Here is a 12,893-nt window from a genome sequence, read left to right on the forward strand (position 1 = left end):
CGATGGAGAGTCCCGTAGTACTGGTGGGACCCCGCAGTTCCTGTCCGCAGTCAGCGGGATCTCACTCCGCTTTCGCCCGCCGCCATCTGATGAACGCCACTGAATACGGGACGGCAAATCGTTCGACTCTGTCTCACCCTGGTGGTAATGGATCGTGAAGGTTGAGCATCTCTACCTCGCGAAGAGCGCGACAGTCACTCTGGCCTGTATGTTTCGCGGCAGACAACGTCGCACTGGTTTACCGGCCTTGTCGCGCCGGACTCTCACGACCAGACACCAAGTCGATCGGCCGATCGGTCGATCCCGGGAAGGCCTGCGGGAACGCAGGCCTGCTGTTTCGTGACCGAAGGCCTGTTCGTCGCCGTTTATTGACTTACCGCCATCACCGCCTGTGAGACAGGGCCGTTCAATTGACAGACCCTCAGATCGACCAGGGCGTCCCGGTCGGCAAGGTGCAGGAGTGGGTGCAATCCCCCGGCTCGAAGGGGGAGATCGCAGCTCGGAGGCATGGAGCACCGCCGTGCAAAGTATGGGGACCGCTGCGTGACCGACCGAAGTCCCGGCAGCAAGGAGTGCGTGGCACTGGTCCCGCTACACAGAGCACGCGCGCTTTCCCGGTCCGGGTGAAACTGGGGCATGGCAAATGGCGCGATCTCCCATAGTCCTTCGAGGAGTTGTCGTGTCCTCCCTGTGGTGGAACATCGATGAACCACATAGCCGATTCAACCTGAATAACGACCGGAGAAGGTGCCGCCGTGGACGGACAGAGCTAGACTTGAAGCCATTCCAGAGCGCACCTTCTGTCCGATCTGCCTCTCAATAACGCAATGGCGAAGTGTGATGCGATGGGTCGCGCATCGGCGCGAGGGCGCAACGGCTGCCTGTATCGGGTACTGAACATACGACGTAATCCCTTCACTTCTGAAGGAGGAGTCAAATGTATGCACACTGGGGCACATTTACCAAGGGGGCGCGTCTCACGGACAGCCTTACCTTCGCTGCGGAAGCGATGCAGAAATCTGGCCTGCAAATCTGGGACAATGCCAGTGACGGCGACTATCAAGTGATTGGAGGGAACGGTGACGTCATCGCCACGGTGGTCAGCGTCCCACAATCGGACAACCTGTGGATGACGGTGAGCGCGTACTCAACCGACTCCGGGCTTGCCGAGCGCACCAGGAACGACGTACGGGAACATATCGTCAGAATGCACAGGATCGACGACAACCCGTGAGACGTCGTCCAGCCAGCACTGCGGTCGGCGCACCGCGAACCAGGCTCTGTGCATAAGCGGCTCTCGCGCCCGACGGACCGGCACCTGGCGGCTCCAGCCGTGCCGCCGCAGCAACCGCCACACCCCATGGATCGTGTAGCCGTTGTGGAACAGCCGCCCGATCAGCAACATCACGCGCTTGAGCGTCCAGCCTCTATCGTCGAAGCCGTGAGTCAGCCGGTCCCGCTGCAACTCCCCTGCCAGGGGAGTTGCAGCGGGACCGGCTCAGTCTCTGCCTCCGCGCCGACGTCGTCACCACCTGGATGGAACCCCAGGACCCGGCGCGGCTCCACCTCCCAGAACGTGCAGAACTTCTCCCAACAGACCTGCACGTTGACGCCCATCACCAGGTTGGGCCGCGCCGTCGCCGGATAACGGTCGGTGTTCCTCGCCGACCAGCGCCGCTTCAGTGCCATCCCCGCCAGCATGCAGGCCTCGCTGGAGCCCGTCGTCGAACAGCCCACCGTGGATGCCGGGTCGGGTGCGTTCCAGAGGTCGGCGAGCATCGCCACGCAGCGCCGTTCCAGCTCGGCGGTGCGGGGGTACTCGTCCTTGTCGATCATGTTCTTGTCCCGGCACTCGGCCATCAGCACACCGCAACCCCGGCGAAGAAGTCGATGACCACCTGGCCGGCACCCGGGAGAGGCAACAACGCTCCGTGGTGGCTGGGTACGTCGGCTGGTGCATTCGATCCGTTCACCTGAAAACCGTAACTGGGGCCTCCGACAGCGGCGGCGTCAGACAACCAGGGGCCTGGGCGGGGAAAAGCTGGCGAGACCCGCAGGCTTGGGTGCGGGACCTCTTCGACTAGCTGGTGCTCAAGCTTCCACGAGGCGAAATCGACGGTCGTCGAACTTCGGAAGGACTGGTCGAAGTCCGAGAAGAAAGCATCGCGCCCGAGACGCTCCGGACGGTCTCCTGCGTGATGATGGCCAAGAAAGTCTTCGCCGCAGCAGACATGCGCCGATGCCGCAGGGTCGGCTCGAAAGGGGCCGCAGCCATGCCTACCTCCAGAACGAATAGACCGGCCGCCGCCGCGCTCGCCGCGCTCGCGCTCGTCATCGCCGCGGCCTGCGGCAGCTCGGGCGGAGGGAAGACGACGTCCGGAGCACGCGCCAAGGTGCTCGCCGTGAAGATCGACAACGTAGCCGCGGCCCGGCCGCCGACCGGACTCGAGAAGGCAGACATCGTCTACGTGGAGCAGGTGGAGGCAGGCCTCAGTCGCATACTCGCCGCCTACTCCTCCGGCCTGCCGCCCGTCGTCGGCCCCGTACGCAGTGCTCGCGAAACGGATCTGGAGCTGCTCCGGCAGTTCGACGAGCCCACACTCGCGTACTCGGGCGCCCAGTCCGCTCTCCAGCCGTCGATCGAAGCTGCCCCCCTCGATGCGCTGCCGCCGTCGGAGGCACCGGACGCCTATTTCCGCAGTGGGGAGCACGCCGCACCACACAATCTGTATCTGCGCCCGGGGAAGGTCCCGCACGCCTCCACCGGGGTGAATGCGGCCGAGGACATCGGGCTCCGCTTCGCCGCGCCGCCCCCGGGCGGCACCCCCGTCAACGAGCGCAGCGTGTCCTACCCCTCGGCACGGTTCACCTTCACCTGGTCCTTGGACCGGGACGAGTGGCTGGTGAGCATGGACAGAGCCCCCGCCCGTACGGCCTCCGGGGACCGGCTCGCAGCAGCCACAGTGGTCCTGCAGAATGTGGACGTGCAGCCTTCCCGTTTCCGGGACCGAGGAGGCAACACCTCGCCGTTCAGCGCGACCGTGGGGTCCGGCTCGGCTGTGGTCCTGCGTGACGGCAAGTCGTACGACGTGACATGGCAGCGCAACACCGCCGAGTCAGCGACCGGCTTCACCACCAAGGACGGCAATCCGATGACGTTCGCGACCGGGCAGGTCTGGATCGTGCTCGTATCGAATTGACGGCGGCTACGTCACCTCGACGGAGTCACCGAGGACGGGCGTTTCCATGTCCGAGGCCCGCGGCTAGCTGACCGCCGAACAGCGCGGCCAGGTCACTCGCCTCGTACCCCGGAGCCGGCGAGGGCAGCGCGTTCCTCGACGTCGACAAGGTATGCCTGCGCACGCACGTTCACGTGCTCTTCGCCCTCCCCCAGCTGGACGTCCGCGGTGGTGCTCAGGTGCGCGTACCCAAGGACCGTCTGCATGCCGACGGCAGGAGGTCGGCCATGTCCTGGCTGCACGTCCGACGGTCGGCACGCGCGGTCCCCACGGGAGCGAAGTCCGTGCGCCGAGCCCCATCGCCCGGCGGGCTTATATCACACCCCAGCCACCTGCCGCAAAGATCGTAGGTCAATGACATCCGGTGATGTGATCACGGGAATGCATGGGCCGCAGTCCGGACTCCCCACGTCAGGAGCAGATGACACCATGCATCCCCCCACCGCGCCGTCGTCCCCCACGCCGGCCGCGCCCGGCAGCCTCCCCTTGATCGGCCATGTGCACCGACTCGCCCGCGATCCCCTGCCGTTCATCACCTCACTGCGTGAGCACGGCAGCGTCGTGCGTATACGCATCGGCCCGACGCCCGCCTATGTCGTCACCGACCCCGCGCTCACCCGGCGCGTGCTCGTGACAGAGGCAGCGGACTTCGCCAAGGGCGGCAAGATCATCGACGCCTTGCGCGTCTTCTTCGGTGACGGCCTGGCCACCGTCGCCGACGGTGACGCCCACCTGCGTCAGCGGCGCCTCATGCAGCCGATGTTCAACAAGGCGCACATCGAAACCCGCGGCCCCGCCATGATCGACCAGGTACGCGCGATGGTCACCTCCTGGCCAGAGGAAAGCCCTCGCGACGTCTTCGCGGCCGTGAACGATGTCGCCCTCGCTGTCTTCCTCGTCGCGCTGTTCGGCGACGACCTCCCCGCCCACCTGCAGGGCGAATTCACCGCCCTCATGCCCGAAATCATGAAGGGAACGATTCGGCAGACCGTCCTTCCCTCCTGGCTGACGCGGCTGCCCCTGCCAGCACACCGGGCGCACGCAGACCGCGTCCGGCGCCTCCGTCAGCTCGTTGACCAGGCCATCGAGCACCGCACAGCCTCCGCGCCCGCTCACCGTCCCGCAGCCGGGCTTCCCCGACCCCCCGCGTGCCCCCACGATCCCCCGGCACAGCAGGAGGCCGGATTGTTCGACACCCTCCTCAACGCGGAGCACCCACTCACACACCAGCAGCTGCAGGACGAGGCGATCACGCTCTTGACCGGCGCGATCGAAACGACCGGAACCACCTTGGCCTGGACGCTCTACGAGATATCCCAGAACCCCCAGGTGGAAAAGCGGCTTCGTGCCGAGATCGCCGCCGTGTGCCCCGGCCGCCCCCTGGTGCACGACGACCTCGACAGCCTCCCCTACGCGCGAATGGTTCTGCAGGAGAGCATTCGCAAGTACGGCCCTGCGTGGATGGTGACCCGGACCGCCACGCGGGACGTCGACCTCGGAGGGCACCACATCCCCCAGGGCGCCGATGTTGTGTGGAGCCCCTACCTCCACCAGCACGACCCGGCCTTCTTCCCCGAACCCGAAGCATTTGACCCAGACCGCTGGACAGCCGAGCGTGCCCACCTCACACGCGGATCGTTCCTCGCCTTCGGCGACGGCCGACGCAAGTGCATCGGCGAGAACTTCGCCTGGACAGAGCTGCAGATCATCTTGGCCACCATTCTCCAGACGTGGCCACGGTTGGAACTCACCTCGCGCCCCCCTAAGGCTCAGGCTGTAGTCACTGTCAAGCCCGACGCGATGACCATGACCTTCCAGCAGCAGCCCTAGCGGCACAGAAGCAGGGTGGCAGCCTCCGCGGCCGCCACCTGCTTCGGCAGTTCACCGGGTCGCGAACGGGCCGGTCGAGAAGCGGTGAAGGCACGGCAGGAGCGGGGGAAGGGGCCTCAGCTCACCACCTCCCCCGCACGTGGCGTCTACGCCACGCACGTCCGCGAAGCCGCCAGGGCGAGGCGGAAGGGCGCCGCAGCCAATTCCGGAGCGCGTCCCCGCAGGCGCGGGGTCGATGCTTCCTGAGCGGCGGTTTCAGCGTAGGTAACGGCTGTTCTCGTTCAGTCGCTTCTGTGTCAGCGTCAAGAGGATTGTGGGAAGGGGCCTGCTGCCGACGATCACGACATGATCCTCTCTCAGCGCTTCGCCATCGGAAGCCGCGGCAGTCACGTCGACTCGATCCATTCGCCACGAATACGCATCGCGGTACGACACCGACAACAGATTCCCACGCCGGGCCCGCTGGACCGGTCTCGGGGGTCGGGCTCGGGGTGGGGCAGCGGAGTCGTCCTTCGCCCGTCGTGCTCCCGACCCAGCGATGTACTGCCAGTACACCCTTCATCAGTGCCTCGCCCCCCTTCTTGGATGCCGGTTTCCTGGGATGCGTAATCCCGCAGTGACACCCCTTTTGGAGCCCCAGCATGCAAGGAGCGGCCCTCCACGCCCCCGTCGACGAACGCGTCGCAGAAAGCGTTCTGGGCGGTGGCGAACGTCGTGGCCACCCGGGCGGCCGACCCGGCCGCGAGCTCGCGGGCCGTCGGGGTGGTTAATTCCGGTGCCATGCACCAGGGCACCAATTGCGGGACGGCGCCACCACAACACCAAAACAGAATATTTCGATAGATTTCATAGAAAGCTGTGCCCTCCTGATTACATACAGGCCCCCGGGCGCTGGGGCACGCAGCAAGGAGAGCCCCCATGCGTGAAGTAGTCATGCACACCGCCGGAGACGTCCGGTTCGAGGATCGCGACGACCTGAAAACCATCGAGCCGGCCGACGCGATCATCCGGCTGACCACGACCTGCGCCTGCGGCTCCGACCTGTGGCCCTACCGAGGAGTCGAGCCCGCCGACCACACCCTCATGGGCCACGAGTACGTCGGCGTCGTCGAAAAGTCGGCTCCGAGGCCACCACCGTGCAGCCCGGTGGCCTCGTTGTCGGGTCCTTCATTGTCTCCGACAACACCTCCGAGATCTGCCACTCGGGCTACCAGTGCGGCTGCGTGCACCGCGAGTTCGTGGCAGGCACGGTCGGCACCCAGGCCGACAAGGCCCGCATCCCGCACGCGGACGGCACCCTCGTCGCCACCGCCGGTCAGCCGGACGGGGAGCTGATCCCCTCACCGCTGGCCGCCTCCGATGTGCTCCGCACCGGCTGGTACGGCGCCGCGCCACCAAGGTCCTCCTGCACCCCTGAACCGACCCGTGCGGCGCCGCCCGATGGCGGCGCCGCAGCCCCCCGCACATCCCGATCACCGAAGAGGACTCTTCACTGATGAACCCCACCTACGACTTCACCGGCCAGGTCGCCCTCGTCACCGGCGCCGCCTCCGGCATGGGCCTGGCCACCGCCCGCGCCTTTGCACAGGCCGGCGCCGCTGTCGCGCTCGCCGACCTCGACCGGAAGGCCGCGGAACGCACGGCGCAGGAGCTGACCGCCGCCGGCCACCAGGCCATCGGGATCGGCTGCGACGTGGCCGACGAGGACCAGGCCGCCACCATGGTCACCCGCACCGTGGAAACCTTCGGACGCCTGGACATGGCCTTCAACAACGCCGGCATCCAGGTTCCGCCTACCGACGCCGCCGACGAGACGGCTGCGAACTTCGATCGCGTCAACGCGGTCAACCTGCGCGGCATCTGGACGTGCCAGAAGCACGAACTGCGGCAGATGCGCATCCAGGGCTCCGGCGCGATCGTCAACTGCTCCTCCCTCGGCGGCCTGGTCGGCCTGCCTGAACGCGCCGCGTACCACGCCTCCAAACACGGAGTGATCGGCCTGACCAAGAGCGCCGCGGTCGAGTACGCCCCCAAGGGCATCCGCATCAACGCCGTGTGTCCCGGCGTCATCGAGACCCCGATGGTCGCCGGCATGCTCGAGGGCCAGGCCGAGGCCATGGCCGAGATCATGAAGCAGCAGCCCATCGGCCGCCTGGGCACCGCCGACGAGATCGCCGCCGCCGCCCTGTGGCTGTGCAGCCCGGCTGCCTCCTTCGTCGTCGGCGTCGCCCTCCCCGTGGACGGCGGGTTCACCACCCACTGAACTCGTTCCACCTGCACCGCTACCTGCCCGACCTCTTCGGCCCCGTTTTCAGGGCCGGCTCGACCCGAACAAAGTCATCAACGAGGGCGACGACGTCGTGCCCGGGCTCGCCCCCCTCACCGACCAGGCCACCGCCGCCCTGACCACCGCCTGAACCAAGGAGGAACCCTGTGACCACCTTCGCCCTCATCGGCGCCGGCCCCGGCCTGGGCCTGGCCGCCGCCCACCGCTTCGGCACTGCCGGCCACCACGTCGCCCTCATCTCGCGCAACGCCCGGCACCAGGACGACCTGGCCGCGGAACTGGCTCGCGAGGACGTCCACGCCCGCGGGTTCACCGCCGATGTCCTCGACCCTGCCTCCCTGACCGCCGCCCTGCGAGAGGCCACCGACACACTCGGGCCCGTCGAGATCCTCCAGTTCAGCCCCGTGCCCCGCGGTGACTTCATGAAGCCGGTCCTGGAGACGACCGCTGCGGACCTGGACGATCCGCTGGCATTCTCGGTCAAAGGCCCGGTGACCTGCCTGCATGCGGTCCTGCCGGGGATGCGGGAGCTGGGCAGGGGCACACTGCTCTTCGTCAACGGCGGGAGTGCCGTGCGCCCGAACCCTCGCGTGGCCGGCACCTCGGTCGCGTTCGCCGCAGAGAGTGCCTACGCGGCGATGCTCCACGACGTCCTCGCGCCGGAGAACATCCACGTCGCTCAGCTGATCGTCCCCGGCGCCATCCGCCCGGACGCCGAGCACTCCAGTCCCCAAGCACTGGCCGAGCGCCTGTACACCATCCACACCGAACGCGGCGTCTTCCGGCACTACTCCGAGCCCATGCCCACCTGAGTATCCCGCACCGCCCCGCATCGATCCTGCGCCCTACCTCGGGTGCCGCGGAGCGGCGGGCCGAGGTTTCTGCCCTGCGGCGGGGTCAGCTGTGCGGTAACTACGGCCGGGCGCCGCAGGCCGGCGGTGGCGGCGAGCCCGGAGGACGACCGTCGGCGCGGCCTTCAGCCTGCGGTTCCGGGGCCACTTCGACCCGGGGACGCGGTTTCCTAGGATGCAGCGACCCACCCGCCGCAATCGCGACGCTCATGCCGGGGCGGGAGGATGGAGTCATGTCCGGCAACGTGGACCTCACCCAGTTCTCGCGCCGCTGCCGGGACCGCATCGACCCCGAGTCGCTCGGCCTCCCGGAGCGCGGTGCCTACCGCCGCGTGCCTGGTCTGCGCCGTGAAGAGGTCGCCCAGCTCGCCGGAGTGAGCACCGACTACTACATCCGCCTCGAACAAGGCCGCAACATCACCCCCTCCGACAGCGTGCTGCATGCAGTCGCCGATGCCCTGCGCCTGGACGACGCGGAGCGGAGCACCTGCCGCACCTCGTCAAGGCCAAGCCGGGCCGCCGCGCGCGCCGCGCCGCACCCGGCGTGCAGCGCGCCCGCCCCGGCCTTATGCGGCTCCTGGACTCCTTCACCCAAACCGGACGACAGCCCGTCCCACTCCCCCTCCGACGACAGGAGCAGCCTGTGAGCACCCCCTCCAGTCGCCCGTTGGCCCTGGTCACCGGCGCATCCAACGGCATCGGCTACGAGATCGCCCGCCTCTGCGCCCTCAACGGCTTCGACCTCGTCGTCACCGGGCGCAGCGACAAGATCGACGAAAGGGCCCAGCAGTTCACCCGCGATGGCGCCCGCGTCATCCCCGTGCGCGCCGACCTCGCCGGCGCCGACGGGGTCGAGACGGTGTGGCATGCCGTGGAGAAGACCGGCCGCCCCCTGGCCGCAGCGGTGCTCAACGCCGGCCGCAGCATCGGCGGCGCGTTCCTCGACACCGACCTGGACGATGAGCTCTCCCTGATCTCTCTCAACGTCACCTCCGTCGTCCACCTCGCCAAGCGCGTCACCCGGCACATGGCCGAACACGGCGGAGGGAAGATCCTCATCACCTCCTCCCTCTCCGCGACGCTGCCCACCCCCTACGAGACCGTGTACGGGCCCTCCCGCGCCTTCACCCGCATGTTCGCCCTCGGGCTGCGCGAAGAACTCAAGGAACACGGCGTCACCGTCACCTGCCTCATGCCCGGAGCCACCGACAGCGACTTCCACGCCCGCGCCGGGATGAACAACACCGCCTTCGGCACCGGCGCGAAGAAGAACAGTCGCAAGGACGTCGCCCGCCAGGGCTTCGTCGCCATGATGGAAGGGCGCGCCGAGATCGTCGGCGGCGACGCCGCCACCAAACGCACGGCCGTCGAGCACCGCTTCCTGCCCGAGACCTACAAGGCCGCCCGCCACGCCACCAAGGCCAAGCCCCGCCCCCACCGGTGAGCACCCGCCAGTCATCCGGTGCCTCCAGCGGGCTGCAGCGGATACCGACATACCTGGATGCGGAGATAGACGTGCCGTCGGCAGTGATGTCGCGACGGGTAGACACGGCGACACTGGCTCGTCAGGACGCTGGGCATGCGCGGATATCGTTGGCCAATACGTATGTGGACAGTGCGAGTTCGAGGGCGGGGACCTGATGGGGCCAAAGAGCGGACGATATCTGGTATCGGCGCTGGCGTTCGTGTCGGCGACAGGACTGACCGCAGGGTGCGGGGCCGGCGCCGAGCCCGCCGAAGCCGGGAGGAAGCCGGGGCCGGCGACGAGCACGGCAGCCGGTAAGGCGGCGGAGCACTCCGAACCGCTGACCGCTGCCCAACTGAAGGTCGCGCTGCTCACCGCGGACCAGGCCATCGGTTTCGAGATCACGGGGAGCAGTTCTCGGGACGGGGCCGAACCGAACTACTCCCTCGATGTCAAGGAGACCGTCTCCCCGGAGGTCTGCCGGCATGTGAGGGAGGCCACCAGGGGTGATGGGCACGACCCTGCCGGCTCTTGGCCTGTGGACAACTGAGCAGGTGCCGCTTCCTTTACCGGCTCCAGGTCGGACGCCTGCCTCTGTGATCTGTGAGGAAGGCACTTCCTGCCCGGCCCCCGGCCCTGGGAGAACGCCGGCGTCATCCTGGCCAGGGCCGGAGAAGCGTTCGAGCGTGACGCTCGCCCTAGAAGGGTTCAGCGGCCCGCAGGAGATCCTGCGGCAGGTAGGGGGACTCCACCCGGATCGCCCAGCCGCGGCGGCGGGCATGGCAGGCCAGGGCGAGGACGTCGAGGTTGACGGAAACGTCCGGATCATCCTCGCGGTCGGAGACCTCGTAGTAGGCGCGGTGGGCTTCGAGCGCGTCGGCCAGGGCGAGGTTGAAGCTCTCCTCGTCGCCCTCCACGAGCTGGGACAGCAGCACGGCGGGTGGCATCGCGAAGCCCCAGTCCTTGGCCTGTTCAGCCTCCTGCAGTGCCCGTTGCGCGGCTGCGTCGGGCTCGGCTCCTTTCAGGTAGGCGTGGAGGGCCTTGCGGTACTCGGTGAACGCGGAGCCGTCCGGACGGGCGAAAGTGGGGCCGGTGAGGACCAGCGGGGCGAGGTCCTCGCGCACGCCGGTGATCAGGGCGAAGGCGACGGCACGGGAAAGTTCACTCACCGTCTCAACTGGTTCGTCCCGCCTGCGCCAAGGCAGTGAGAGTGCGGCGAGTCTTGTTCTCCGAATTCTCCGAGAGGATGACTCCGCGCTCGCGCACCGCGTCCTCCAACTTCCGCTGTTTACGCTCTGCCCGGCCCGTCAGCTTCTCGGTATCGTCCTCGTCCTCGGGCTTCACTCGCAGGGACACCTCCAGGAACTCAAGATCGACGGCCGACCACGTCTCTAGGTCCACCTCCAGGTCGTCGAGCCGGACGTCGTCGGCCTTCGTCGAGAGGACCGGCCCCAGCGCGACCAGCCCGTCGAGCGGGACAGCGGGCCCGCAGGCGTGCAGGAACCGCTTCTGCGCCGCGTCGATCGGAGCGGTGGGATCGGCTCCGGGCTCCACCGCGTCCGACAGAGTCCCTGGAGGACAAGTACGCACCGCGGAGGCCGCGAGCACTCGGCCCACCGGCGACCAGTCCTCCTCGATCTTGTAGGTAAGAGGTTCCTCCTTGAAGGCGGCGGAGAACCGGCCGATCAGTTGCTCAACGATGCAAGGGCGCAGCTTGACGGTCAGGTCGTCCGAAGCGGCACCGATTCTGAACCGTATGATCCCGCCGCTGTTCAGGAGCGGAAGCCGCCCCTCGGCCACACCTTTCGCCTCTTCGGCGAACCAGATGAGACGTGTGGCCATCGCGTCCTGGGTCCCCCCGAGGGCCGAGAGCGCCGCAGCAACGTCGCCCTCTACATTGACCTTGATTTCGACCGGCAGCAGGTTCATTGCTTTGCTCCTGTTCGCCTCTCGGTGGTGTGTGCGTCTTCCTCGTGGGCGGGGCGGCGTCGGACCGGAGTGGCTGGATCGCACGGATGCGGAAGAACGCGGGCGACTCCGAGTGGTCCGTCAGGGCCGAGCGCGATGGGTGGAGGCAGGTGTCGTGGACGCCGAGAAGTCGGTCAGAAGAACGGGCTCCAACCGGCACAGTTGTCGATCGCTCGCGTATCGCTCCAGCTCCGGCGGTCGATAGCCCGGGTCCCTGTCCCGTCGTTCCTTGGCCGGCACTGCCAGGTATTCGTTCCCATCGGATACCCTCTCGGCGTTCACCGACCTCCCGATCGGGCGGTGCAGCGGTTTGGCGAGCCGGTACGCTCCCGTCCGCGTAGGGTGCAATGGCCCATAGCTGTCCGGCCGCACACGAAAATCAGTGCTTTCCCGCCCGCTCATCGTCGGCGGCCCGCCCCCACCGAGTACGCCGGGATCCAAGTGCAACCCGTGCCTGTGGGCCTGGTCGGCCATCCACAGCAGGGTGATGTCCGAAAGTCCCGTCTCTTGGTAACCGCCGCCCACGTCGCAGTGCGCCCCGGCGAACCAGACCTGTCTCAGCTCCTGGCCCTGCTGGGCGGCCGCGGGCTGCTGATGCCACAGCGCGGGACGGAACGCTGAGCGCTGCTCGTCGACGGCCAGTGCCTGGAAGGCCGCGACGATCCAGCTGCTCAGCTCGGTGTCGTGGAACGCCCAACGGTGGTTGAACCGGTCCACTGCCGGTCGCAGCATCTCTGCGTCCGGGACCGGGATCCCCAGGGCGCCCACGGTGTCCCACACTCCGATGAAGCGGACGGGGGTCTCCTGGGCATAGGACCGGCGGAACAACGTGGCGGCGGCGCCGGTCGGCCGCTCGATCCGGTCGCGGTACAGCGCCCAAGCCTCCGCGATCCGGTCACTGTGATCCCTGCGCAGAATGCCGCTGTTGCGTACGAGCCCGGCCAGGCTACGGGCGGTGAAAGCACCACGACTGAAACCGAATAGGTACAAATCGTCATCCGGCTCATAACATTCCACGAGGAAGCGATACGCATCGAGAACATTGCGGGACAAACCTACACCGAAAGCACCGCCGCGCAGACGCTCACGCCGAAGGGTGCCGACCCCGCTGTGGTAGTAGACGCGCTGCTCCTTTCCACCGGCAGAGCCCGGCCGAACAGACAAGGCAATCTTGGCGACATTGGTCTTACTCGGCTGATCGGCGAAGTTCCACGTACCGTCGCAACAGACCACCAGACGCTTGCCCATGGCTA

13 protein-coding genes and 2 pseudogenes are annotated in these 12,893 nt (G+C 67.7%); 9 read left to right on the top strand and 6 right to left on the bottom strand.

Annotated features, from left to right (window positions below; translation table 11 throughout):
• Positions 1-937: 937 nt before the first annotated feature.
• Positions 938-1,234 (top strand): hypothetical protein, encoded by a 297-nt coding sequence (locus LWJ43_RS00510; RefSeq protein WP_277336058.1) that lies wholly within the window; start codon positions 938-940, stop codon positions 1,232-1,234.
• 60 nt (positions 1,235-1,294) lie between these two features.
• On the opposite strand, the pseudogene LWJ43_RS32980 reads toward LWJ43_RS00510, so the two are convergent.
• A pseudogene (locus LWJ43_RS32980) lies at positions 1,295-1,477 on the bottom strand (helix-turn-helix domain-containing protein); the annotation flags it as partial.
• Between the two features lie 71 nt (positions 1,478-1,548).
• A pseudogene (locus LWJ43_RS00520) lies at positions 1,549-1,869 on the bottom strand (pyridoxal-dependent decarboxylase); the annotation flags it as partial.
• Positions 1,870-2,273: 404 nt separating this feature from the next.
• Between LWJ43_RS00520 and LWJ43_RS00525 the strand changes: the two are divergent.
• A complete protein-coding gene (locus tag LWJ43_RS00525) occupies positions 2,274-3,200 on the top strand; it encodes a DUF3048 domain-containing protein (protein ID WP_277330268.1) in 927 nt (308 codons plus the stop codon).
• A 92-nt stretch (positions 3,201-3,292) separates the two neighbouring features.
• Here LWJ43_RS00525 and LWJ43_RS00530 read toward each other — a convergent pair whose 3' ends face one another.
• Positions 3,293-3,445, bottom strand: a complete 153-nt coding sequence (locus LWJ43_RS00530; protein WP_277330269.1) for a hypothetical protein — start codon at positions 3,443-3,445, stop codon at positions 3,293-3,295.
• Between the two features lie 223 nt (positions 3,446-3,668).
• Between LWJ43_RS00530 and LWJ43_RS00535 the strand changes: the two genes are divergently transcribed.
• The 7 genes from LWJ43_RS00535 to LWJ43_RS00570 all read left to right on the top strand — a co-directional run bounded on the left by LWJ43_RS00535 (position 3,669) and on the right by LWJ43_RS00570 (position 10,222).
• Positions 3,669-5,069: a cytochrome P450 gene (locus LWJ43_RS00535; protein WP_277330270.1), complete on the top strand. Its 1,401-nt coding sequence runs from the start codon at positions 3,669-3,671 to the stop codon at positions 5,067-5,069.
• A gap of 1,136 nt (positions 5,070-6,205) precedes the next feature.
• Entirely contained in the window at positions 6,206-6,565 is a 360-nt protein-coding gene (locus LWJ43_RS00545; RefSeq protein ID WP_277336059.1) for an MDR/zinc-dependent alcohol dehydrogenase-like family protein, read from the top strand.
• Positions 6,565-7,332 carry a glucose 1-dehydrogenase gene (locus LWJ43_RS00550; RefSeq protein WP_277330271.1) on the top strand — a complete coding sequence of 256 codons (768 nt, stop codon included), beginning with the start codon at positions 6,565-6,567 and terminating at the stop codon, positions 7,330-7,332. Before LWJ43_RS00545 ends, LWJ43_RS00550 begins: the two co-directional genes overlap by 1 nt.
• Before the next feature lie 170 nt (positions 7,333-7,502).
• Positions 7,503-8,168 (top strand): SDR family NAD(P)-dependent oxidoreductase, encoded by a 666-nt coding sequence (locus LWJ43_RS00555; RefSeq protein WP_277330272.1) that lies wholly within the window; start codon positions 7,503-7,505, stop codon positions 8,166-8,168.
• Between the two features lie 272 nt (positions 8,169-8,440).
• Positions 8,441-8,854 carry a helix-turn-helix domain-containing protein gene (locus LWJ43_RS00560; RefSeq protein ID WP_277330273.1) on the top strand — a complete coding sequence of 138 codons (414 nt, stop codon included), beginning with the start codon at positions 8,441-8,443 and terminating at the stop codon, positions 8,852-8,854.
• Positions 8,851-9,651, top strand: coding sequence for an SDR family NAD(P)-dependent oxidoreductase (locus LWJ43_RS00565; protein ID WP_277330274.1), 801 nt, complete (start codon positions 8,851-8,853; stop codon positions 9,649-9,651). The genes LWJ43_RS00560 and LWJ43_RS00565 overlap by 4 nt, the downstream gene beginning before the upstream one ends.
• A gap of 196 nt (positions 9,652-9,847) precedes the next feature.
• Positions 9,848-10,222, top strand: a complete 375-nt coding sequence (locus LWJ43_RS00570; protein WP_277330275.1) for a hypothetical protein — start codon at positions 9,848-9,850, stop codon at positions 10,220-10,222.
• Between the two features lie 148 nt (positions 10,223-10,370).
• Here LWJ43_RS00570 and LWJ43_RS00575 read toward each other — a convergent pair whose 3' ends face one another.
• The 3 genes from LWJ43_RS00575 to LWJ43_RS00585 all read right to left on the bottom strand — a co-directional run bounded on the left by LWJ43_RS00575 (position 10,371) and on the right by LWJ43_RS00585 (position 12,888).
• Positions 10,371-10,841, bottom strand: coding sequence for an immunity 49 family protein (locus LWJ43_RS00575; protein ID WP_277330276.1), 471 nt, complete (start codon positions 10,839-10,841; stop codon positions 10,371-10,373).
• A 4-nt stretch (positions 10,842-10,845) separates the two neighbouring features.
• Positions 10,846-11,601: a hypothetical protein gene (locus LWJ43_RS00580; protein ID WP_277330277.1), complete on the bottom strand. Its 756-nt coding sequence runs from the start codon at positions 11,599-11,601 to the stop codon at positions 10,846-10,848.
• Between the two features lie 120 nt (positions 11,602-11,721).
• On the bottom strand, positions 11,722-12,888 hold the full coding sequence (locus LWJ43_RS00585) for a DUF2235 domain-containing protein (protein WP_277330278.1): 1,167 nt from the start codon (positions 12,886-12,888) through the stop codon (positions 11,722-11,724).
• Between the last annotated feature and the right edge of the window lie 5 nt (positions 12,889-12,893).

The organism is Streptomyces sp. JH34, assembly GCF_029428875.1.
Taxonomy (GTDB): Bacteria; Actinomycetota; Actinomycetes; order Streptomycetales; family Streptomycetaceae; genus Streptomyces.

Excerpts from the sequence above, each read along its gene's own strand:
- LWJ43_RS00525 (WP_277330268.1), top strand. The coding sequence starts at position 2,274 with ATGCCTACCTCCAGAACGAATAGACCGGCCGCCGCCGCGCTCGCCGCG.
- LWJ43_RS00510 (WP_277336058.1), top strand. The coding sequence starts at position 938 with ATGTATGCACACTGGGGCACATTTACCAAGGGGGCGCGTCTCACGGAC.
- LWJ43_RS00535 (WP_277330270.1), top strand. The coding sequence starts at position 3,669 with ATGCATCCCCCCACCGCGCCGTCGTCCCCCACGCCGGCCGCGCCCGGC.
- LWJ43_RS00585 (WP_277330278.1), bottom strand. The coding sequence starts at position 12,888 with ATGGGCAAGCGTCTGGTGGTCTGTTGCGACGGTACGTGGAACTTCGCC.
- LWJ43_RS00570 (WP_277330275.1), top strand. The coding sequence starts at position 9,848 with ATGGGGCCAAAGAGCGGACGATATCTGGTATCGGCGCTGGCGTTCGTG.
- LWJ43_RS00530 (WP_277330269.1), bottom strand. The coding sequence starts at position 3,445 with ATGCAGACGGTCCTTGGGTACGCGCACCTGAGCACCACCGCGGACGTC.
- LWJ43_RS00550 (WP_277330271.1), top strand. The coding sequence starts at position 6,565 with ATGAACCCCACCTACGACTTCACCGGCCAGGTCGCCCTCGTCACCGGC.
- LWJ43_RS00560 (WP_277330273.1), top strand. The coding sequence starts at position 8,441 with ATGTCCGGCAACGTGGACCTCACCCAGTTCTCGCGCCGCTGCCGGGAC.
- LWJ43_RS00580 (WP_277330277.1), bottom strand. The coding sequence starts at position 11,601 with ATGAACCTGCTGCCGGTCGAAATCAAGGTCAATGTAGAGGGCGACGTT.